Source organism: Pseudoalteromonas sp. A25, assembly GCF_009176705.1.
Taxonomy (GTDB): Bacteria; Pseudomonadota; Gammaproteobacteria; order Enterobacterales; family Alteromonadaceae; genus Pseudoalteromonas.
Genome location: NZ_AP021846.1, coordinates 1,114,587 through 1,135,549, shown reverse-complemented (window position 1 = coordinate 1,135,549; position 20,963 = coordinate 1,114,587). Strand labels below are relative to the sequence as shown.

Below are 20,963 nucleotides of genomic sequence, written 5' to 3'. Positions count from 1 at the left end.
TTACGGTTTTTCATTCGTTGAGCGCGTTTGCGATAAACGCGCACTTTTAACCGCAGGCGCCCATTTTGGCCTTGCATGCCATTTCGGCTTTATGGGAGTCAGAGGCGCAACACGCTTTCTAGCTACCAGTAAGTAACAACTTCCCATTGGCTTCAAGTAGTGCCTACAAAATCGCCGCCATGGCGCGAAACGAGATAAACGACTGCCTCGTGCAAGGGATGAGTGAATGAATCGTTCATCTGCCAAAATCTCAAAACCCAATAAATCTAACCAATCTTTTACCCGTGACGGTGTAAAAAAGCGACCAGACCATGGCAGTTTTTCACGACTAAATGGCAACATGCTGGCCATGCCACACAAACTAAAGGGATTAAAGCCACTGATCACTATGTACCCTCCGGGGATCAAGGTACGGTGTGCCTCACGTAAAATATGATGAGGATCAGAGTGGTATTCGAGGCTTTGACTTAACACACAGACATCAACACTATGCTCTGAAAATGGTAACTCATCAATTTCAGCAATTACACCGACATGGCCAAGCGCATGAGGTGACACACAGACTTGATGCTTAATACTGCTTTTAGATGTATCAATTTGACCGCTTAAACTCCCCAGTTTTAGCATATGATAGCCAAACATTCTCGGAAGCCACTTTCCGATTCTTCTTTCTATGCCGATCCGCAAATAATCCCCATGAGGAAAATCTTGCCATTCAAGGGGCTTTGGGCCTTGTTGAAAACTTAAGGCTGGTTTCATCAAGTTTGCTCGTTATACTAATGCTAACACTCACTTTATAGAGCAATTTACTATGGTGCAAGTAGACCCTATCAAAGCTTTTAACGATAACTACATTTGGGCAATATATAATGAGGCTCAACAAAATGTGTGGGTTGTCGATCCGGGCCAAGCGGAGCCCGTCTTAGAATATCTAAAACAAAAAAATGCCACGTTAAAAGGTATTTTGGTCACACACCACCATTGGGATCATACCAATGGCATAGAAACATTGTTAAAACATGCTCCCTCAATCGCAGTATATGGCCCGACAAACTCACCATTTAAAGGGATTACTCATCCACTCCAAGAAGGTGATCAAGTCGATGTACTGGGCATGCAACTGAATGTTATTGAAACACCAGGCCATACGCTTGACCACATCTGCTACTTCAACGAGGCATTATGCTTTACAGGGGATACTATTTTTAGTGGTGGCTGTGGCCGCCTGATGGAAGGAGATGCCGAGCAAATGTGGCGTTCATTAAGTAAATTTAAGCATTTACATGATAGCACGCTTATGTATTGCACTCATGAATACACTTTAACCAATTTAGCATTTGCAAACGCCGTGGAACCCAACAATGTCGATATTCAAAACTACCAAGAATGGGCTACCACGAAGGTAAGTAGTAACAAGCCTACTCTTCCCAGTACATTTGCGAAAGAGCGTGCAATCAACCCGTTTTTGCGCTCAAGTATAACGTCCATCACGGCAAATATTCCTCAACATTTGTGCAAGGATTTATCGGCGCCTTGGAAAGTATTTGCAGCATTAAGAGCTTGGAAAGACACCTTTTAAACGCTAGGCTACACTAATCACTTTTAATATATTTACTTAAAAGGTAGTATTGGCGGGTTTTTGCGCGAGTAACAGAAAAATATCTATGAATAAATTGTCAATTTCCTTAGTCTTAACAGTGCTTTTGAGTGGCTGTCAAACTGTATCAGATTCAAACCAATCAATGGAGTTGTCGGCATCACAACTAAATAGTGCCAGCCCAGCAGAGATCAGCGATACATTACTCAATGCAATTCAAGAACCTATAGAAGTCGACGAGCCAGCCCCTGTTTTCGATGACGTATGGGAGCGCATCCGTTATCAACTATCAATTGATGTGCCACAAAATCGACCTGTAGTTGCTGAACGTAACTATTACCAACGCCATCAAGCGTATTTAGATCGTATTTCAAAGCGTGCAGAACCCTACTTGTACTTTATTGTTGAGGAAGTAGAAAAGCGCCAAATGCCAATAGAAATAGCACTACTTCCAATCGTTGAAAGTGCTTTTGACCCTTTTGGCTACTCACACCGCAGTGCTTCTGGCATTTGGCAGTTTATGCCAAAAACCGGTGAAAGATTCAATCTAAAGCAAAACTGGTGGTATGACGGGCGTAGAGATATTGTTCAGTCAACCCGAGCTGCCCTTGATTATTTGAGCTATCTTCACAAAACACTAGAAGGCGATTGGCTTAATGCCATTGCAGCCTATAACTCCGGTGAAGGAAGGTTACTAAAAGCAATTAGGAAGAACCGCAAAAAACATTTGCCAACCGACTTTTGGTCTTTGGATTTACCTCGCGAAACCACCGCTTATGTACCTAAGCTACTAGCCTTGTCTGATCTGTTAAAACGACAAGATGAATTTAATGTTCACTGGAAGAAAATTATTAACGCACAAGTTGTTGAGTCCGTTGATGTTGGCTCGCAAATCGACTTGGCACTTGCCGCTGATATGGCTGATATTTCTCTAACAGAACTTTATAGACTTAACCCAGCTTTCAACCGTTGGGCGAGCGATCCAAATGGTCCTCATTCACTCTTACTTCCTGCAGACAAAGTAGATGTATTTAAGGAAAAACTAGCAGCAACGCCTGTTAAAGATCGCTTACGCTGGCAGCACTATGCAGTTAAAAGGGGTGATACGCTTTCAGTCATCGCAGCTAAGTTTTCAACTAGTGCAAGTGCTATTCAATCATTAAATAAGCTAGACTCTCATATTATCCGCATAGGCCAGAATTTACTTGTTCCGCTTAGTGAAGGAGAGTTAAAAAGCGAGCATCTCCCATCAAATGTTAGAAATTCTATTGCCAAAACACAACGCGCTAAAAAGGTTCACGTTGTCACCAACGGGGATACTTTATGGGATATTAGCCGTGAATACGATGTCACAATAAAACAACTCGCCAGCTGGAATAAACTCAAGCCTAGCTCTATTTTGCGATTGGGACAAAAGCTGACAGTTTATCAGCAAGCAAAAAACGAACAGATAAACACGAATACCACCAACCGTACCATTACTTATAAGGTAAGGCGTGGTGACTCATTGGCTAGAATTGCATCAAAGTTCAACCTCACAATAAAAGAAATAGTGAAATGGAACGATTTACAAGGACAGAAGTACCTTTACCCAGGGCAAAAATTAAAACTCCAAGTGGATGTGAAAAGTTCATAAAAAAAGCGCCGAAGGCGCTTTTTTTATAGTATTGCAGCCCAGCGCATAAGCCAAGGTGCGGCTGGCTCCCAAGGCTCAAAGTGCTCACAGGCATCGATGTCTAGTCGTTCAATAGGTAATGTGGCATTAAGCTCTTGCACTAATGCATCGATTTGACGACCACCACCACAGAATGTGTCACCATAGCTGCTGTCTCCAAGTGCAATCACTCCAACTTTTTTATTGGTTAACATCGGAAACTGGCTTTGCATTTGCGAAAACAATGGTTGAATATTATCAGGCAAATCTCCTGCGCCTGTTGTCGAGGTGATAAATAGCAAATTGTCTGCTGCCACCAGCTGCTCAATTGTTCCATCTTCGAATACTGTCGCTTCATGACCAAGGCTTATCAGCTTGTTTTTTACTTCTGCTGCTAAGTTGTCTGCATTACCGTACATACTGCCTACAAATATCGATACTGATGCCATTATTGATAGTCCTTCTCTGTCGCAGGCCAGCCTAATTGCTCACAAATAGACAACATTTGCTCCCCAAGGCGGGCTTTGATTGTTATTGTTTGTTTGGTGTAAGGATGTACAAACTTTAATGTAGTTGCAAACAACATCAATCTTTGCAATCCAAAATGTTCGTAAAAAAAGTGATTGTGTTTATTATCCCCATGATTCACGTCACCAAGAATAGGATACGCCAAATGCTTGAGATGACGACGGATCTGATGCTTTCTACCTGTTTTGGGAAAACACTCCACTAGGCTGTAACGAATACTTGGGTATTTACCAAAAGGAATGGGCAAACTAGCTTGGTGTAAGCAGTTGAACTGTGTTTGCGCCTCTTGCGGCGCTTTATCTTGATCTGCAAACTTATCTGCGATTTTATCCAGCTCTTCTTTGAGCGGTTTATCTAAAAAAACTGACTCTGGCGCAAACCCTCTGACTAGGGCTAAATAACGTTTTTCGATTTGTCCTTCAATAAATAATTGGTTCATATCTCGCGCCGCTTCAGAACTCAGTGCAAATAGTAAAACCCCAGAAGTGGGTCTGTCCAAACGATGAACAGGAAACACATGCTGACCTAGCTGATCTCTGAGCATTTGCATGGCAAATTGCGTTTCTCTTTTATCAAGAAAAGAGCGATGTACGAGCAAACCTGACGGCTTATTAATCGCCACATAATTTTCATCTTGATAGACGATTTCTAGCATACATCACCTGCAGATAAGCTGTTATCTATACGCTCTAAAATACTGTGAATCGCGTTATAGTGGTCATGAGTGCTCAAAGTCATTTGCGCCATTGGTGCTATTGCAATATTTGCTGGTAAAGGTAACCCCTGCTCAATAATGGCGTGTATTTTGGGTATAAACACAAACTGTAACCACTGCTCAAAACGCATCGTATCACAACAAAAAGGCTGAGTTGATTGCAATAATGTCGGCTCTAAGGGAGCCATCTGCCATAGTTTTGCTCTCATCAGCGTTTGCTCTAATGCCTGTAAAAGCATTTGGATATGTTGACTCAAATGGACTTGCACTATTAAAACTCTATCTAACACTTATCTGGCAATTATACCCAAATAATGGTCTGTAACACAGCGCTTGCTTATCAGTAGCCCTAATTATGGTTATAATCGCCATCCAAATTAATCAAGTGGGTGAATCATGACAGCGCAAATTTCTACTTTAGGCGAACTTTTGAGTGCAGCGGGCACACAATGGCGAGTTTATGACATTGGCCGAAGAATAACCAAAATAGACAAGCAACAATTTGCGCAGATAGAAACGGCACAAGTTCCTTATCCCTCCCCCCTAGCAGGCCATGCCCTAGTGGCAATTCAATTTTGGGATAATCAAGCCACTGCTGACCCTTACGTTTGGTTTTTGAAGCTACCTTTGGATGAGCAGAGCAAATTAGTTGTTGCCAGTAGAGATCACTTTGCCAGCATGGTGCTAGAAGCACTCGGCACAGAGTTAACTGGTGAGCAAGCTGATGGCAAGCTTGACAATAACCCTTATGTTTTTACGCCTAACGCCAACAAACTTGCGGCATTTAATGCACTACTGAAAAAAGAGTTAAACCGCCCTGCTTCGCAATATTACGAGTATAGCGAGCTATACTTTGCTGGAAAATTACCACAAGATGCTTGGCAAAACTTGGCTGTTCAAGGTATCGCTGATTTTGCCTTTCGCCTAGACCATGGCCAAAACAATGCAAATCTTCAGCAGGTCTGGTCCTCTTTGCCAATTGAAGTTAAACAGCCATTAAGTGCGATGCTTGAACATATTTCAGTAAGTACTGCATTTTCAGAGCAACTACAAAACGCAATAAATACCTCTATTGAGCAGCATAACCTCAGCGAACTTATTTGTAACTTAAGAGCTATCTCTGGAAGTAAGGCTACTGGATTAGTGGCCCAAAGTGTTGATATTTTGCTACAGAGCCATTATCGCTTTGAAGCGGATGTGCTACTAACCTTGGCAGGGCGTTGCTGGGAAGTATTTTCTGAGCCAGAACGCTTATTTAAATTCTTGGAGTGTGCAGCAAACAACAAACAAGTAGAAGGGTTATTTGCCAGCATTTTTGCAGATCTAGTTGCAATTCCAACACTTCGCCCACATGTTTTAGCTATTCTAAGGGCAGAAAATCGTAGTGATGAGCTGTCACGCGCAATCGGTAGGTTATTTTCATAGATGGCAACACTTTGGCTTTTTATTATTTTCGGTGCGATCATCGCATTGTTTTGGACGAGCAGGCAAGCGGCTGAAGCAGCGAAAGAGCATGCCCAACACCAAACTGAAAAACTGCAAGTTCAGCTAATAAGCGTCGCTTGTGAAAAACGCCGCCTCGGCATTCTACGAAATGGAAAGCCGGGAATAAAAAGCCAATTTACTTTTGAGTTTAGCTCTGATGGCGAGAGTGTTTATCAGGGCACGTTACATTTAGAAAATAGCCGACTTGTTAAAACGGATATTCCGCCTCATAGGATAGCTTAGCTACTTTGTACTTTGCTTTAGCAAAAACCCGTTGGTAACCTTTTAGCAATGACCTATGAAGGATTATAGCCATGATAAAACCAAAACCTCTGCATAAGGGAAGCACACTCGCTATCGTCTCTCCGTCATGGGGTGGCCCTTACTTATTTCCGCACATTTACCAAAAAGGATTACAAAACCTAAAGGCACTAGGCTTTAATATCATTGAATATCCAAGTGCAACAATGGCAGCTACAACGCTATTCCAAAACCCCAAATTAAGGTCTGATGACATAAACTCAGCGTTTAAAAACCCTGATATAGATGGCATCATTGCCACCATTGGCGGCTCCGATTCTGCTCGAATCCTCAAAGACTTAGATATTGAAGCAATAAAAAAGAATCCCAAGTTTTTTATGGGGTTTTCTGATACCACCAGCATAACAACCACGCTTAATCAAGCTGGGTTAGTTACTTTCAATGGCCCTTCGGTGATGGCAGGCTTTGCCCAGTTCCATAACTTTGATAATAACTATCAAAGTTACATTCGCAACTTTTTGACAGGTTGTTCAAATACGCTAGAACTGCCCACATTTAGCCACTATAGCCATGGTTACCCTGATTGGGCAAATATCGAAAATACAGGTAAGCGGGCGATCATACTTCAAAGCAGAGGACCTCAAGTATTACAAGGAAATCACACTGTAACGGGAAGGTTATTCGGTGGGTGTATGGAAGTGTTAGAAATGCTCAAAGGCACCGATTATTGGCCATCTCCAGACTTTTGGCAAAATAAAGTGCTCTTCTTAGAGACCTCAGAAGAAAAGCCCTCAATTGACTCTATTCGTTATTGGCTGCGCAATTATGGTGTGATGGGAGTGTTTGATAAGCTCAGCGCGCTGCTCATTGGCAGACCACGGGACTACAATGAAAAAGAGCAGATCCAGTTAGAAAAAACAATAGTCAGTGTGGTTAAAGAAGAGTTTAGTAACGAGCAACTCGCAATCATTGCCAATTTAGACTTTGGCCATACGGATCCTCAAGTCATTCTACCTTTGGGTATTAAGTGCAAAGTTGATATAAGCTCTGGCCGCCTCACGTTATGTGAAAGCGCATTTATCTAACTATGTGATGGGTCGTATTTTGAAAATACACAACTAGTGAAGCTCAGAAAAAACTAAGGCGCAACATCGGCCGCGCCTAGTTCTGACTACATCCATGATAGGTTATCCATACCTTATGCGTGAAGCCACCTTTTTCTTCATCCCCTGAACGGGTATACATCCTAGCTACACCCGAGCACCACTCCTTGCTTTTTCCTTTGCCACTTCCTGTGACTATCCTCTTGCCATCATGGCCTCCACTTCACTCATCCTGAGCGCTCCCTAACCAGCACTTCCAGCGCCTATCCTACCATCCTTGTGCACATCATCTTGATATGCTCCCACATCCTATGGGTTCCTTAATCGCTCCTTGCTCCTTTCGATTTCCATAATATGCAATTTATCCCTTTGCACCATATCCTATTTGCGATTCCTATTCGCTTTGTCTTCCTGACATGATTAAGTTTACTCGCAATTTATTAATCAAAAAGCGAATAAACTAAATTTCCCGAGTGAAATATTATTGAAAAAAACACAAACCACTTTAAAAACAAAACATTAACAACAAAACAATGACCTATGTCCGCAGCACAAAACACCTTTGCGTACATCTATGTAAGAGAATTCTCACACTGTATTTTCCATTCTGTCTCATTGCCGTTTTTTAAACAGTAACTCCCCTGTTACTTTTTCAAAGGAGAGCGCTTTTATCACTTCGTAATCATGGGACAAGAAAAACGCTTTTTGCGATTCCTGAGTCACAAAAACAGCCATACCAGTCACATCATCATTGCTGGATATGAGATCATCTAACCCAGTCAGTAAATAATGGCCTAACCCTTGTCCTTGAACATGCGGGTCTACTGCTATAAATGCCAGAAAGTAATAATGCCCATACTCTTCTAACGCCGAGCGGATCGTGTTCTCCTTTTCTATTAGCTGCTGGGTTTGTAAATATCCAGCACTGAGCATTAACCTTAACCTCCAGTGCCAATACCTAGATGCTTGTAATTTAGTATCCGACTCTAACACACAAGCGACCGCGTAAAGGTGTTGCTCATTAAACAGCCCGACCATGGGCTGTTGACCCTGCCCAAAACTTGAGAGCTCTTCACGGATAAACGCTCTTAGCTTAGCTTCGTAACTACTGTTGTCTTTAGCCGACAACACGCTGCGCAGCACATCATCATCATGATACGCTTGATACAATAAACTTGCTGTAACCGACATATCCTCAGCTGATAAATACTTAACCGACAGGTTTTGCTTTTCTAGAACATGCATAATGTCCCCTTATGTTGTTGTTATTATGGCGAACTGATTGTTGATAGGAGCACTGTCTACTATAGTTACAGAGTGTTTTTTAGGCAACTTACGGAGTGTATTATGGATACCAGCAAGCACAATCTTGCAAACTTGTTTGCGCAACTGGGGTTAGACAACTCCCCCGATCAAATTGCTAAATTTATTGATAAGCACCGTATCGCTGACGATGTGCTGCTTTGTGACGCGCCTTTTTGGAATGAAGGTCAAAAGCACTTTATTCAAGAGTCGCTGCGTGAAGACGCCGACTGGTGTGAGTTAATTGATGAACTTGATGCCATGCTACGCTAAGGTTTTAAGCTATGTTATGATGCGCTTTATTTTTTTGGAGTAAAGCGCATGCATCCTGCCGTGCAAAAAGCCATTGCCGAACTAGTCAATAGTGGCAAAACCCCAAGTGTCGCTCTTACTAAAGCTTGTTTATCTGAATCTGTTCCTATGCCAGTTATTATTGCGGGGCTCAGCGCCTATAAAAATAATCCAGCAATCATCGAGCAACCCTTAGCCTCAACCTCAGACCAAGATAACTTACAGCAACAAAGTCAACTTGACCGGATTGAGCAAAAACTAGACCGCCTACTTACCCTACTAGAGAAAGGTTAATATGTTTGTTGTCGACTTAACTTTTGATTGCTACCAAGACACTACGTTAGATATGGCCGAAGTTGCAATTAATCGCGTGGTAAACGCGCTACGTTTTAATGGCCAAATTATTGGTGATGAATTTCCAACTGTACTCAAAGACGGATACTTCATTACTCGCGTAATGTGCCCTTTAGAAGATGCCCTTCATCCTCTAAATCATAGTCCGTTCGTAAAACATGCCATTGATGGACTGCAAAAAGCAGGACTGCTTGCCCCAAAAGTGAAGGTTATAGGTCAAGATATTCATGCCAATGGCGCAGATAAGTGCCAAACACCTTCTAGTTATATTATCTACACAACGTATGTACATACATGTAGTCCACTTTATTGTGGGGATGATTTTTTACCTGTGCCACTATATAAGATACCCGCGATTGCCAATGGTGATTATAAAGCGCTGATCAAGTGGCAAGAAGACTGGCAAGCATGTGATCAAATTCAAATCAATGGCGCTACACGTTGCGAATTTGCCGCGCTTGAGGAGATCTCTAGCACCCAAAGTGACCTGTTCCGCCGTGGGATGGACTTATCTAAACGTATTCGATTTTTAACCCAAAAACCGGTCTTTTACTACATTTACCGCGTGGGTGGAGAAAGCTTAGAATCTGAAAAACAAAGAAAATGCCCAAGCTGCAATGGAGATTGGGCTTTGCAAGAGCCATGGTTTGGCATCTTTGACTTTCGCTGTGATAACTGCGAGCTGGTATCCAATATCTCTTGGGATTTCCAGTAATCGGACCGTTAACAAGCCACTTGCTGTAAAAACGTCTCTAGATCAGGCGCTAATACATGGTGTGGTGGCTTTCCTACATATTCGAGGCATACTTCTCCCGTGCTTAACATCACACTCAACAATAAATCATCTTGCTCTGTCAGCCCAATAAATACTGTATCTTTTTGCTTTAGTTTACGCTTCATCAACACGTGCCCAGTTATATTTTGCTGTAACCTAATATAATCCTCTTGGTTCCATGCCTGTAATAACTCAATCTGATGACCCTCAACATTGGCAACAATATTACCCGCATAAAAAGCACTGTAATAGGTATCTAGCGCTGTTGGTATCTCACATTCAAGTGCCTTAGCCAATGCTTGCAAATCATTCTCTGCTGGCTGAGCAACCGCTCGCCATTGGATCTGCTCTTCATCTAAAGGTTCTCCTACCTCACAAGGACTTGGCCACTGTGGATCGTAATACATACAAGGTAATGTTTGATGCAACCGCTGATACGCCGCTGCGTAATTATCGTGTAATTGAGATAAAATCTGCTTTAAAGCCATACTGCTAACCGTCATATGATCCGTTATAATGTCGCCATTGTAACCACAAATGGTGAAACATGACAGATTACTCAAACGCCCCCGAACTAAAAGCCTCGGCACTGGGGAAAACCACACAATACGCGTCTCAATACGATGCATCATTGCTGCACCCTATTGCGCGCAAGCTTAATCGAGACCAGATTTCCGTTGATGAGTCTGCATTGCCTTTTAAAGGTGAGGACACATGGACAGGTTATGAGCTTTCATGGCTCAATAAAAAGGGCAAACCGCAAGTGGCTGTAGCAAGCTTTGTATTCCCATGCCAGAGCACCCATATTATCGAATCTAAGTCATTTAAGTTGTATCTCAATAGCTTTAACCAAAGTCATTTCGAAAGTGAAGAGGCTGTAAGGGAGATACTGCAAAAAGATCTATCTCAAGCTGCCAATACGCAAGTAAACGTTACGCTCTACAAACCTAATGACTTTGCATGCTTACCCTTTACCGACATGCCTGGTTTGTGCATTGATGAGCTAGATATTGAGGTCGATGTATATAGCCCACAAGACAACCTACTGAAAGGCAAAGGGCAAGACCAAGTAAGCGAAACGCTACACAGCCACTTACTTAAGTCAAATTGTCTGATCACATCACAGCCAGACTGGGCGAGTATCGTTATTTCTTACACCGGTCGGCAAGTATGTCACGACTCATTACTGCGCTACCTGATCTCATTTCGCAGTCACAATGAATTTCATGAGCAATGCGTAGAGCGTATTTACTGCGATTTAATGAATACCTTTGGCTTTGAAAAGCTAGAAGTATATGCTCGCTACACTAGACGTGGAGGGCTTGATATCAACCCTTACCGTTCCAGCGAGCAAAATAAAACCCCATACGCAATTCGCACTAATCGACAGTAAAGGCTTTTACTGGCAGCGGTATTGCGCACACATCAGCATAATTAGGCTTGGCAACAAACCAAGCCTCTGGTCTGTTTTTTCTCCCAGCAACAAGTGCTTTAAAAGATGGATGTGCCGTATCTAGTACTTTGAAGCGCTGTTTATCATCTTTTGAAATATCTGAAAGCACGCGAACCGACTTAATTGGGTTGAAAGGCTTTGTTTCACTAGCTTGGCGATGCAGTCTCTGAACATGCTCCATACCCGATAGCACACGCCCAAATACCGTGGTATTTTTATCTAAATATCGTTGCGGCGTTAATGTGATATAAAAATCAGTCCCCCCAGAGTTTAACTCATCGCCGCGAGACATACCTAACGTGCCCGTACAGTGCACCATCCAAGTTTGTTTACCGTCACTACTTTGCGCCACAGCAAAGCTATTCAAAAACCCAGTGCGCGGGGCATAACCATCATTAGTATCAACTTCAATGATGTCAATGGGCGAATCGCTTTGCAAAGTTAACTCAGCTTTAAGCGTTCTTTTACCGTACTTAATCGGTTTCTCGCCACTGTCATCCCCTCCTTGCGCCACAAAATTTTCAACAAAACGATAAAAACTCAGCCCGTCATAAAATTTATCCCGGGCAAGTAACTTTAGGTTATTCGTGTGTCTAGGAGCTAGCAACGGGTTGAGCTCTACATAGGTAGCCCCAGTAGGTAGTTGTATTTTAATTACATTGTTCGTATCAACAACCCGCCAAGCCTCCTCTGGCGCTTGTGCTATTACTTCATGTGGCGCTTTGAGTGGCTTAGCAATTACAGTACTTGCACAAACGGCAAGCATCGCGGTGCATAGAATCTGACGTGGTTTCATCCGTTTTCCTTAATCTTGTTATTATTGTTATTATTGTTGTTATTGATTGAGCTACTGACTCTTGGGCTCCCAATCAAATTTGTACAATAAATCAATACTGTCATATAAGCCACTCGTTGCCTCAACATAAAGTTTAGAAAATACTCGATAGCGAATAGCCACTTCACTCAAAGAGTCAAAAACGCCAACCCGATAGCTTACTTGAACATTTGGTGTCAAATATCCAGACACTTCCACTTTTGTTGACTCACCGCTTCCTCTTGCACTAAGTGAAACGTCTTTAAAACCCAACTTTTCACCCGTTTTGGAAACCAGTCCTTCGCTTCGGTTTAACCCTTGAGCTAATAAAAGTTGTGTCAAAACAGTGCTATTAGCATTATCTCCCTCACCAATAGGTTCTCCATTGAGTAAATATGCAAGCGCCTGAGATTGATCCATTGCAGGTTGAGAGTAAATAGAAAATTTCGGGGAAGAGATACTACCCGATAACTCAATTCCAGCCTCAACATCATTCGCAGTTACTTCTGGGTTACGAATAGCACGAACATTCAAATAAGGCCTGTTTAGAGCCCCATTGAACCCAATTAACCCCGTTTTAATTAATAGATCTTGGCCAAAAGCGCTATAACGACCTTCATTTAACGACAGCTCACCACTTGCCAACAAGGGACTTGCAGGTAATTTGGTCACATCTAATTGACCAGCAATATAGCTATCTAAGCCAAACGCTTTGACTCTAAAATCATCGCCAACCGACACATCCAAGTCAATTGTGTAAGCAATAGGTGAGCGACTTACCTTTTCTTGCTGTGCATCTACAATTACTTGATCCTGCGATACTTGAACCACACCAGCTGGTAATGTTTGTATTTCAATGCGTCCAAAAGGAACTTGTAATTGACCAGTTAAAAAAGCCTTATTCTGTTGATATTTAAGTATTAAATTGGGTGAAATAGATACTTCCACGTTGGGCTGAGGAGCTATTAAAAAATCCTTACCAACGGCAGAGATACTTGCCACAGGTTGACCTTCCCAAGAAACCTGCCCATCTAAAGATAAAGTGCCTCCTTGTAACGCTTGCAGTTCTCCTTTTATATCCGCATTTTTATCATTAAGCGCTATATCCACACTAGAGGAGACGAGAGCAACAGGCGACATCGCACTTTGCATGGCGATATCTCTTGCGCTAATTTGCCCAGAGATAGTCGGACTGCGTAAATTACCGTGTAAATCCAATTGACCACTAATGTCTCCAGAAAGCTCTATCGGCTGTTTTAAACTTTTGCTTAAAATCGCCGACAATGGCGACAGCGACATATGGATAATTTCTACTGAGCCACTAGGCTGGCCTATACCCGTCAATGGCATAGCAACTTGTCCGCTCAACCTCCCTAACATTGAAGAGTTTACTTGCCAATTAATACTAGCAAGCTCACGAGTGCTGCCGAGGGTTGCAGTGAGGTTTTCAATTGGCAGCGTATGCGCGCGCTCTCCCTCTTTGGTCGTTACCTTAGCTTGTTGAAGTTTGAGTTGCCCATCTGCCTGATTAAGCTGCCCAGATCGCCAATCAACAAACAACTCGCCACTTGCAATCCCTTCCAAGGTCGCCACATTTTTTAGCCAAGGGTTAAAGTCTTTCAGCATCAGCTGGCTTAGTTCAATATTGGCAAGACCATCACCTGAACTAAAATTCTGTTTTGCTGATATACACGCTCTGCTATCAAAAACCTTCCAGCATTGTTTATCAAACTGCGCTTCAGATTGTGAAACAATCATACTAGCAGGGGTTACCAGTGACATGCTCTGTTGTAAATAACTGACTGTTGCTGAAGACACTTGCCCTTGCCATTGCTGATTTCGCCAAGCTCCATTGAGATGCACAGCCGCAGCTATATCTCCGTGAGAAGTTATCGCAAACGTATGCTTTGCCAAATCACCTTGCAAAGATGCGTCAATATCTTCGACAATCGTCGTATCATACGAGACTTTGCCAGCCTGTATGCTTGCGTACGTTTGCCAATTAAGCGCACTATTTGAGGTCAAATCGACTATCGCATTGTTAAGCAAAAAATCTTTATAACGTAAACTTTTCACATTGGCGTTTATAGCAATCTCGGGGGTTTGCGAAGAGCCATTTAATACGAACTCAGCATCCATCTTGGCATCAACTGGTAAAAAGGTATCTGCGCTATGCGCTAATATTAGGCGCCCATTAAGTTTGAGTTGCTTACCTAACTTACCGGACATGGTCAGTTTATTGCTGCCATAATCCAACTCTAAACGAGACAGCTCCCCTTCAAGATCTTGATTAATTGAAAATTTTGCTGTTGTGTTGACAGGCTTATCTGATAAGTACCCATTGAGCTCAAAGCGCTGAACATCGGTTTGCCATTGCTCTTCATCTATTGCAACCGTTGCTACTATGTTTGCACCTAGTTGGGTATTTTCATATTTAGGTGATAATAATATCAGTGGAATTTTGTCTATCTGCCCGTTTATCTTCGCTGTAACTCCACTCCTCCAATCCACATGAGCAGATAAATTTGCTTCGGAGTCACGCCATCGAAACTGCGTGTTTTTGATGGCCACCCCAGAAAGAGAGCCTTGTAAGCGACTCTTTATGACAAACACAGAATTTGTTTCACTACTGCCTGTTGTATTCAAGGTGAGCGCATAATCATCTAAAGTGCCTTTTGCCTGCAGTGATAATTGATCCACCGTTAGTCGCTCTAAAGGCGCTGTCAGCACATTTTCAAATTTTAGCTGCTGAGCATTTAGCTTTACGTCAAAAGGCCAGTTATTTTGAGTTAAGTTGAATTCACCGTTAACCGCACTTTGATATGCACCTTTACTGTGAAAACTAACTTGTAACTGAGACAGAGGGCCTGAAGTATTTAAACTCAGCTGGCTATGAGCCACTTCCAAAGCGCTATTACTTTGAATTTGCCAGTTGTTTGACCAATCAATAGAACCATTAGAGTGCAACTGCATCTTTGCTAAGTCGCCATCTAAAATTGCCGAGCTGGAGATCACCGCATCAAAAATTTGCCACTTTGCGCTTGAACTGTTTACTTCTGCATAAGCTGATAAGTTACCAAGCTGTGTTGCTTGTTCCCCTTGTATTACATCAAACTGTTTAACAAACACGCTAGTAACAATCACACTAAGGGGAATATTAGGAACTTCAACTTCGATTGCCGGTATAACTTTAGGCAAAACCATAGGCTTTGAAGGTTGCTCTAACAGTGAGAGTTTACCCGCATGTAACTCAACATTATTGATATGTAGGCGCTCTTTGCGCCAATTCAGTGAGCTTTTAAGTTGTGATAGCTGTATATGCTGCCCATCTATTGACGCGTTAATTTGTGTTACTGAAAAATTTTTAATCCCCAAGTGAATTGGGGCATTTACTTCCCCTTTTTCTTGCTCTGGCACAGGCTCTGTTGGCCTAGTCTTTAGGTGCATATCTATTTTTCGAGCAGATATATCCAAGCACACAGTGGCACAGCTAAGCCATTCCAATGACACTTCCAGCTGTTGCGCTGAAAATGAGGTATGCTCATTTTGATAACTTACATCAATAGGCGTGCCCGATAATAGCCTGCCTTCTCCCAGTTTGATGCTCAAACTCGGTATACTCTTATTTATAGTAAAAACAATCAGTTGATGGCCTGGAGCCGTCGCGAATATACAAAAAACCACAACTAAAAGAGCGAATACCCCAACGAGTACTTTTTTAAAACGCATGCTCAGTAACATTAAATCTCTGGTCCTATTACAATACTCAAACGAGTGCTTTTACTGGCTTTACTGACTCCCCATGCATGGTCCAAACGAATCGGTCCAACAGGTGTTAAGTAGCGAATACCAAATCCGGCACCCACAGACCATTTTTGCGAAAAGTCGTTGGTTGCCGTTCCTGCGTCAATAAACAAGGCAGCTCGCCAACTCGGTAAAAATTGATAATTGTACTCAAGGGACCCGGTGACCAAATACTTACCTCCAATCACCTTTGCGCCTTCTTTTGGTGCAATAGAGCGATACGAAAATCCACGAATACTTTGGTCTCCACCTGCAAAAAAGCGCATATTAAATGGTACAGATTGGATGTCATCAACCACAATAGCGCCTAAATTAATACGACTAATTGCAAAGTGTGTTTGCTCATAACTGCGCAGCCAAGCATTGTTCCAACGCGCCTTAACCAGCGAAGTAGAGGAAACCAACGAATCGCTTGCAACCTCTAAAGAAATAAGACGCTCATTTGCCCAATAAGGCGTTGCTCCGCCTTTATTTTGTTTTTTTGCATAACTGATACCAGGAACAAGCATCTCAGATTTAAATCGCTCACCATCTTGTTCGGTTGTTTCGTGTTCCCTTTTAACAAAAGCGGTACGCACCCAGTTATCGTCCGTTAGCCATTGGCGCTGCAATTGCACATTCCATATTTTACTATCAATACCTTGCTGAACATCATCGTTTATTTGATAGCCCCCTAATACTCGCCAAACATCATTATTAGGATCAGCTACGGGGATTGTATAACTCCCGGTGATGTCTTGACGACGCTCAGAAACAGATAAGTTCCCTTCAAAAAAATGTCCATTTTCAGTTATCCAAGGTCTACTCCATTTAAGCCGGCCTTTAGCCCCCAAGTCCGTACTATATCCACCACCTACTTCAAAACTATTGGCGGGCTTATCAAGCACATCAACCTTAATTGGCAACAAACCGTTTTGTCTGTCTTTTAGCAAAGGGTAAACTTTCGCAGAGCGAAAGTAAGGCGTTGCATTCAAGGCCAAGGTATAGTCAGACAATAAAGCACTATCAAATGCAGCGTTATAATTAAACGTGGCTAATGACTGTATGTACTGACTAGCTTGTGTATGTTTGCTAATAGTTAACTTGCCAAACCGGTAACGAGGCCCTGAGTCTAAATGCCAATTTACTTTAGCGAGTCGCTTACGCTTGTGGATCAACAGCTCATTTTTGACCCACTTGAAATCGAAATACCCTCTTTCTAACAACATACTTTCAAGGGCAGATTTTGATTGTTCATACTGGTCGTGGCGTACTACTTTGTTAGCTTTAATCGACAGCTGAGCCAGTAACTTGTGTAACACTTCATCGCGCTTAGCATCTGACGTAATATCGATATTAATTTCGTTCCAGAGCAATGGCTCGTTAAGTTGAATGTGAATGTCTAATGTTTCATGGTTCGGCTTTTGGGCTACCGTAATGTGGCTGTGGTAATAACCCATCGCCTGAAGTGCTTGCGCCACTGATACTCGGATATTTGCCAGCTGTTGCTTATCAAAAGGTTGAGTAAGATACCCTTGAATAACGCCCTCAACATTATTTTGTGCCTCACTATGCGCACCAGAAATATTAACATGCTTTAATACCCATGGTGTTTGCGCGCGCACATTAAAAGTCAGTGCTATTGAACCTAGCACCAACATAAATAAAACAACCCTCAACACGTGCTAATAATTCCTGCCATTGACCATAAAGTAGATATTATCATATACAAACATAACGCCCTATGAACATTAGATATGCAAATAGTGACTAATTTTCTCTTACCCTCTTTTTATTTGAGCGTTAATCATCGACAATAGCATTAATTGATTTACTTGGATTTAACTATGCAATTCCCAGACGACGATAATGGTCAGCTTCTTCAAGAAATAGCAGAAGCAGGTATTGACCTGACGCAATTACATTCAGTCGACTTTTTCATCTTATTTGAACAAAAGCCACAGGCAGAGTCTTTTCTCAAAGCTATCTCTGAAGATGAGCTTGCACCACTAACGCAGTTGCAGCAATGCAAAGACACTGGAATTTGGGAAGTGATAACCTCAATAAAAATGGTACCCGACCATCAATTACTGAGCCAGACAGAGCAATATCTGGAAAGTATCGCAAATGGCCACGAAGGCTATGGCGATGGCTGGGGAATTATGGCCCCCGAGTAAATACCTATTTCTTGGAGCCCCAAGTAAGGGCTCTAAGATTTATCTGCAACGCGATAATGTCCTTCATAGTCAAATATCTTGTCGCTAACCTGCCAACCATACTTTTTGTGCTGTTTGGCGATGACAAAATCAGGAGCACATAGCACGCCTTGCATTTGCACAACCTGCTGAGCACTTTGCCACCTTATCTGTGAAGTTTTTTGCCGAGTTCTTTTACCGAAATCAGCATTGAACACATATTGACTCTTGGGGTTAGAAAAATCATATATTTCATCACAACTTGCGCCATCTTCATCAAAGTAAGTTACTTTGATTTTTTGCTCATTTAACAAAGTCACACTCAGGCCACTACACCTTAAAACCATTGCGTTTTTGAGATTTAATGCCGCCCGTAGTTTATCATCAGGGTCGACCAAAGTGACATGACACTGCCAACATTGCCTAGCGGCAATATCATTTTCACTGCCACACGCTTCACACTCTTTAAAACGAAAACGGTAGTCACACTGTTGCTGCTCAGCACCTTCACCTAGCAAGCCCTTGCAGCGTCGGCCATAATGTTCGATAACTTGACCTTGATCATTTATTTTACCCCAAAAAATATTGGCAAAACCGCAACCGGGACATAGCACTTGAACCGGCTCAGAATCAGACGTAGGCTTTTTGCTACCCACCTCAGGGTTAAATAAGTTAAAATTATTCCCAGCATAATCAATTATCAAACAGTCTGTTTTATGTTTAGATAAACGTAAGCCTCGTCCAACTATTTGCTGATATAAGCTTACTGATTCTGTAGGTCTTAAAATTGCGATTAGATCCACGTGAGGTGCATCAAAACCAGTGGTTAATACAGAAACATTTACTAAGTATTTTAACTTTTTATTTTTAAAATCATTAATAATATTATCTCTAAGTATATTTTCTGTATCACCAATTATCAGCTGAGCATTGCCACTGGGTAAATAATCCAATATTTCCTTTGCATGCTCCACTGTAGACGCAAAAATCATAACACCTTGGCGCTTTTCACTGAGTTCAATAATATGAGAAACAATACTAAAAGTCGCTCTGGTTTGAGATGCTAACAAGGTATTCATATCTTTTTGAGAATAAGCGCCGAATTGATCTGTTTCTAATTGAGAAAAGTCATAGTGAGAAACTGCAGGGTCAATTTCTTTGGGTGGCGTTAAATACTTATTTTTGATCATATAACGCAGCGGCAACTCATAAATACATGATTTAAATGGGCTGGAGTGCGTTCCTCTTACAAATCCATGGTAGTGACGGTGATATATCCAGCCCATACCCAATCGATAGGGCGTTGCCGTTAAACCTAATACCTTTAAGTTTGTATTATAGGTCTTTAATTTACTGATCACTTTTTCATATTGGCTTTGCGGCTCACCACTCACCCGATGGCACTCATCGATGATTATTAAGGAGTAAAACTCATTTAACTCATCTAAATTGCGCGCAACAGATTGAACACTCGCAAACGTGACCTGCTCAGCAAGCGACTTTTGTTTCAAACCTGCTGAAAATATACTCGCTGTGAGGCCAAAGCTAGCGTATTTTTGAGCATTTTGCTCTACCAACTCTTTAACATGTGCCAAAACAAGGATCTTGTGTCGAGCTAAACGAGCTAGTTCAGCAATAACCAAACTTTTACCAGCTCCTGTTGGTAATACGATTACAGCCGGTTCATTACTGCGCTTAAAGTGAGCTATCGTATTATAAACAGCTTCTTGTTGGTATGGTCTGAGTGTATAAATATGCACCTCTGACTAATGAGATACGGTTAAATTATTATACACATAATAGATGACGTGGCGAAATAAAAGGCTCTGTTAGAGCCTTTAAAAATAAATAAAGTTAGTAACTGGCTCAGTTATATTCTGTAATCGTCCAAATTTACACCAACAAACGCTTTGGGTGTTTTTCCTCGGCCCGTCCATTCAAATACTTGGCCATCTTTTTCGATTCTATACTTTGGTTTAACTTTTGCTCGTTTATCAACTGGGGCTCCAGATACTAAATCGTCAAGCGTTAACCCTTTCTCTTTGATCAGTGCTAATACTTCTTCTTTTACTTGCTGCTGTTCACGCTGAGACTCAATTGCTTCGTTGATTAATTCAGCAGCTTTTTCCAGCTCATTAAAACTCGCAGATTTGATAAAAGACTTAATTTCACGCATTGATAGTACTCTTATATTATTTGGATTAAATACCTAAAAAAGGTAAGTTAGAATTAACTGTAAATAAAATTACTTTATATTCTGATTACTATATTTTTGCATATAAATATAATAAAGCAAATAATATAATTGAAATTTGGTAGGCAAAAAGATTAAAGGAAGGAATAGGAGCAACTTTGCGTCACTCCTCAGGTAAAATGAGCTTTATATAGCCACAACGTTCTCAGCTTCAGGTCCTTTTTTACCTTGCTTGACATCAAACGATACCGCTTGCCCGTCAGTCAAAGTACGAAAGCCTTCACCCGAAATAGCGCTAAAATGCACAAATACATCAGGGCCATTCTCTTGTTCAATAAAGCCAAAGCCTTTTGATTCATTAAAAAACTTTACTTTACCTGTTTTAGCATTAGACATACCTATTATTCCTGTAAGTCAGATCAATTTAACACTTGCCTAAAATGGCGGTCTCCCTGAGCT

22 protein-coding genes are annotated in these 20,963 nt (G+C 41.7%); 10 read left to right on the top strand and 12 right to left on the bottom strand.

Annotated features, from left to right (window positions below; all coding sequences use genetic code 11):
• Positions 1 to 759 carry a class I SAM-dependent methyltransferase gene (locus GDK41_RS05045; protein ID WP_152085386.1) on the bottom strand — a complete coding sequence of 253 codons (759 nt, stop codon included), beginning with the start codon at positions 757 to 759 and terminating at the stop codon, positions 1 to 3.
• A gap of 52 nt (positions 760 to 811) precedes the next feature.
• Between GDK41_RS05045 and gloB the strand changes: the two genes are divergently transcribed.
• Positions 812 to 1,579: a hydroxyacylglutathione hydrolase gene (gloB, locus tag GDK41_RS05040; RefSeq protein ID WP_152085385.1), complete on the top strand. Its 768-nt coding sequence runs from the start codon at positions 812 to 814 to the stop codon at positions 1,577 to 1,579.
• 85 nt (positions 1,580 to 1,664) lie between these two features.
• Positions 1,665 to 3,233, top strand: a complete 1,569-nt coding sequence (locus tag GDK41_RS05035) for a LysM peptidoglycan-binding domain-containing protein (RefSeq protein WP_152085384.1) — start codon at positions 1,665 to 1,667, stop codon at positions 3,231 to 3,233.
• 23 nt (positions 3,234 to 3,256) lie between these two features.
• On the opposite strand, the gene GDK41_RS05030 is transcribed toward GDK41_RS05035, so the two are convergent.
• Genes GDK41_RS05030 through GDK41_RS05020 form a run of 3 tightly spaced genes read right to left on the bottom strand, consistent with a single transcriptional unit; the run spans position 3,257 to position 4,751 of the window.
• The gene (locus GDK41_RS05030) at positions 3,257 to 3,700 is read right to left on the bottom strand and encodes a flavodoxin (RefSeq protein WP_152085383.1); all 444 of its coding nucleotides are present in this window, start codon (positions 3,698 to 3,700) and stop codon (positions 3,257 to 3,259) included.
• Positions 3,700 to 4,434 carry a tRNA pseudouridine(65) synthase TruC gene (gene truC, locus GDK41_RS05025; RefSeq protein ID WP_152085382.1) on the bottom strand — a complete coding sequence of 245 codons (735 nt, stop codon included), beginning with the start codon at positions 4,432 to 4,434 and terminating at the stop codon, positions 3,700 to 3,702. Before truC ends, GDK41_RS05030 begins: the two co-directional genes overlap by 1 nt.
• A complete protein-coding gene (locus GDK41_RS05020) occupies positions 4,428 to 4,751 on the bottom strand; it encodes a YqcC family protein (RefSeq protein ID WP_232056525.1) in 324 nt (107 codons plus the stop codon). The genes truC and GDK41_RS05020 overlap by 7 nt, the downstream gene beginning before the upstream one ends.
• A 139-nt stretch (positions 4,752 to 4,890) precedes the next feature.
• On the opposite strand from GDK41_RS05020, the gene GDK41_RS05015 reads away from it, so the two are divergent.
• The 3 genes from GDK41_RS05015 to GDK41_RS05005 all read left to right on the top strand — a co-directional run bounded on the left by GDK41_RS05015 (position 4,891) and on the right by GDK41_RS05005 (position 7,325).
• On the top strand, positions 4,891 to 5,919 hold the full coding sequence (locus GDK41_RS05015) for a DUF3549 family protein (protein ID WP_152085381.1): 1,029 nt from the start codon (positions 4,891 to 4,893) through the stop codon (positions 5,917 to 5,919).
• The gene (locus GDK41_RS05010; protein WP_152085380.1) at positions 5,920 to 6,222 is read left to right on the top strand and encodes a DUF3301 domain-containing protein; all 303 of its coding nucleotides are present in this window, start codon (positions 5,920 to 5,922) and stop codon (positions 6,220 to 6,222) included.
• A 71-nt stretch (positions 6,223 to 6,293) separates the two neighbouring features.
• Positions 6,294 to 7,325 carry a S66 family peptidase gene (locus tag GDK41_RS05005; protein ID WP_172971551.1) on the top strand — a complete coding sequence of 344 codons (1,032 nt, stop codon included), beginning with the start codon at positions 6,294 to 6,296 and terminating at the stop codon, positions 7,323 to 7,325.
• A 630-nt stretch (positions 7,326 to 7,955) separates the two neighbouring features.
• Here the strand turns inward: GDK41_RS05005 and GDK41_RS05000 are convergent.
• Positions 7,956 to 8,588 carry a GNAT family N-acetyltransferase gene (locus GDK41_RS05000; protein WP_152085378.1) on the bottom strand — a complete coding sequence of 211 codons (633 nt, stop codon included), beginning with the start codon at positions 8,586 to 8,588 and terminating at the stop codon, positions 7,956 to 7,958.
• Positions 8,589 to 8,690: 102 nt separating this feature from the next.
• Here GDK41_RS05000 and GDK41_RS04995 point away from each other — a divergent pair, with 102 nt between their 5' ends.
• Genes GDK41_RS04995 through GDK41_RS04985 form a run of 3 tightly spaced genes read left to right on the top strand, consistent with a single transcriptional unit; the run spans position 8,691 to position 10,005 of the window.
• A complete protein-coding gene (locus GDK41_RS04995; protein ID WP_152085377.1) occupies positions 8,691 to 8,918 on the top strand; it encodes a DUF2789 domain-containing protein in 228 nt (75 codons plus the stop codon).
• A gap of 48 nt (positions 8,919 to 8,966) precedes the next feature.
• A complete protein-coding gene (locus GDK41_RS04990) occupies positions 8,967 to 9,230 on the top strand; it encodes a hypothetical protein (RefSeq protein WP_152085376.1) in 264 nt (87 codons plus the stop codon).
• Position 9,231: 1 nt separating this feature from the next.
• Entirely contained in the window at positions 9,232 to 10,005 is a 774-nt protein-coding gene (locus GDK41_RS04985) for a Zn-ribbon-containing protein (protein ID WP_152085375.1), read from the top strand.
• 8 nt (positions 10,006 to 10,013) lie between these two features.
• Here the strand turns inward: GDK41_RS04985 and syd are convergent, their stop codons facing one another.
• Complete coding sequence (gene syd / locus GDK41_RS04980) at positions 10,014 to 10,553, bottom strand: SecY-interacting protein (RefSeq protein ID WP_152085374.1); 540 nt, start codon at positions 10,551 to 10,553, stop codon at positions 10,014 to 10,016.
• A gap of 59 nt (positions 10,554 to 10,612) precedes the next feature.
• On the opposite strand from syd, the gene queF reads away from it, so the two are divergent.
• Complete coding sequence (gene queF, locus GDK41_RS04975) at positions 10,613 to 11,458, top strand: NADPH-dependent 7-cyano-7-deazaguanine reductase QueF (RefSeq protein WP_152085373.1); 846 nt, start codon at positions 10,613 to 10,615, stop codon at positions 11,456 to 11,458.
• Here queF and GDK41_RS04970 read toward each other — a convergent pair.
• The 3 genes from GDK41_RS04970 to GDK41_RS04960 all read right to left on the bottom strand — a co-directional run bounded on the left by GDK41_RS04970 (position 11,445) and on the right by GDK41_RS04960 (position 17,797).
• The gene (locus GDK41_RS04970; protein WP_152085372.1) at positions 11,445 to 12,314 is read right to left on the bottom strand and encodes a peptidylprolyl isomerase; all 870 of its coding nucleotides are present in this window, start codon (positions 12,312 to 12,314) and stop codon (positions 11,445 to 11,447) included. The genes queF and GDK41_RS04970 overlap by 14 nt on opposite strands.
• 51 nt (positions 12,315 to 12,365) lie before the next feature.
• On the bottom strand, positions 12,366 to 15,941 hold the full coding sequence (locus GDK41_RS04965; RefSeq protein WP_172971550.1) for a translocation/assembly module TamB domain-containing protein: 3,576 nt from the start codon (positions 15,939 to 15,941) through the stop codon (positions 12,366 to 12,368).
• A gap of 131 nt (positions 15,942 to 16,072) precedes the next feature.
• The gene (locus GDK41_RS04960; protein ID WP_232056524.1) at positions 16,073 to 17,797 is read right to left on the bottom strand and encodes an autotransporter assembly complex protein TamA; all 1,725 of its coding nucleotides are present in this window, start codon (positions 17,795 to 17,797) and stop codon (positions 16,073 to 16,075) included.
• A 165-nt stretch (positions 17,798 to 17,962) separates the two neighbouring features.
• Here GDK41_RS04960 and GDK41_RS04955 point away from each other — a divergent pair, with 165 nt between their 5' ends.
• The gene (locus tag GDK41_RS04955) at positions 17,963 to 18,292 is read left to right on the top strand and encodes a ribonuclease E inhibitor RraB (RefSeq protein ID WP_152085370.1); all 330 of its coding nucleotides are present in this window, start codon (positions 17,963 to 17,965) and stop codon (positions 18,290 to 18,292) included.
• A gap of 32 nt (positions 18,293 to 18,324) precedes the next feature.
• Here GDK41_RS04955 and GDK41_RS04950 read toward each other — a convergent pair whose 3' ends face one another.
• The 3 genes from GDK41_RS04950 to GDK41_RS04940 form a co-directional block, all read right to left on the bottom strand.
• Complete coding sequence (locus tag GDK41_RS04950) at positions 18,325 to 20,070, bottom strand: DEAD/DEAH box helicase (RefSeq protein WP_152085369.1); 1,746 nt, start codon at positions 20,068 to 20,070, stop codon at positions 18,325 to 18,327.
• 110 nt (positions 20,071 to 20,180) lie between these two features.
• Positions 20,181 to 20,486 (bottom strand): H-NS histone family protein, encoded by a 306-nt coding sequence (locus GDK41_RS04945; RefSeq protein WP_152085368.1) that lies wholly within the window; start codon positions 20,484 to 20,486, stop codon positions 20,181 to 20,183.
• A 204-nt stretch (positions 20,487 to 20,690) separates the two neighbouring features.
• The gene (locus GDK41_RS04940; RefSeq protein ID WP_152085367.1) at positions 20,691 to 20,900 is read right to left on the bottom strand and encodes a cold-shock protein; all 210 of its coding nucleotides are present in this window, start codon (positions 20,898 to 20,900) and stop codon (positions 20,691 to 20,693) included.
• Positions 20,901 to 20,963: the final 63 nt, after the last annotated feature.

Coding starts and splice junctions, on each gene's coding strand:
- GDK41_RS04985 (WP_152085375.1), top strand. CDS start 9,232: ATGTTTGTTGTCGACTTAACTTTTGATTGCTACCAAGACACTACGTTA.
- truC (WP_152085382.1), bottom strand. CDS start 4,434: ATGCTAGAAATCGTCTATCAAGATGAAAATTATGTGGCGATTAATAAG.
- GDK41_RS05045 (WP_152085386.1), bottom strand. CDS start 759: ATGAAACCAGCCTTAAGTTTTCAACAAGGCCCAAAGCCCCTTGAATGG.
- GDK41_RS04940 (WP_152085367.1), bottom strand. CDS start 20,900: ATGTCTAATGCTAAAACAGGTAAAGTAAAGTTTTTTAATGAATCAAAA.
- GDK41_RS05015 (WP_152085381.1), top strand. CDS start 4,891: ATGACAGCGCAAATTTCTACTTTAGGCGAACTTTTGAGTGCAGCGGGC.
- GDK41_RS04970 (WP_152085372.1), bottom strand. CDS start 12,314: ATGAAACCACGTCAGATTCTATGCACCGCGATGCTTGCCGTTTGTGCA.
- GDK41_RS04995 (WP_152085377.1), top strand. CDS start 8,691: ATGGATACCAGCAAGCACAATCTTGCAAACTTGTTTGCGCAACTGGGG.
- GDK41_RS04955 (WP_152085370.1), top strand. CDS start 17,963: ATGCAATTCCCAGACGACGATAATGGTCAGCTTCTTCAAGAAATAGCA.
- GDK41_RS05030 (WP_152085383.1), bottom strand. CDS start 3,700: ATGGCATCAGTATCGATATTTGTAGGCAGTATGTACGGTAATGCAGAC.
- GDK41_RS05000 (WP_152085378.1), bottom strand. CDS start 8,588: ATGCATGTTCTAGAAAAGCAAAACCTGTCGGTTAAGTATTTATCAGCT.
- gloB (WP_152085385.1), top strand. CDS start 812: ATGGTGCAAGTAGACCCTATCAAAGCTTTTAACGATAACTACATTTGG.
- queF (WP_152085373.1), top strand. CDS start 10,613: ATGACAGATTACTCAAACGCCCCCGAACTAAAAGCCTCGGCACTGGGG.
- GDK41_RS04990 (WP_152085376.1), top strand. CDS start 8,967: ATGCATCCTGCCGTGCAAAAAGCCATTGCCGAACTAGTCAATAGTGGC.
- GDK41_RS04945 (WP_152085368.1), bottom strand. CDS start 20,486: ATGCGTGAAATTAAGTCTTTTATCAAATCTGCGAGTTTTAATGAGCTG.
- GDK41_RS05005 (WP_172971551.1), top strand. CDS start 6,294: ATGATAAAACCAAAACCTCTGCATAAGGGAAGCACACTCGCTATCGTC.
- GDK41_RS05010 (WP_152085380.1), top strand. CDS start 5,920: ATGGCAACACTTTGGCTTTTTATTATTTTCGGTGCGATCATCGCATTG.
- GDK41_RS05035 (WP_152085384.1), top strand. CDS start 1,665: ATGAATAAATTGTCAATTTCCTTAGTCTTAACAGTGCTTTTGAGTGGC.
- syd (WP_152085374.1), bottom strand. CDS start 10,553: ATGGCTTTAAAGCAGATTTTATCTCAATTACACGATAATTACGCAGCG.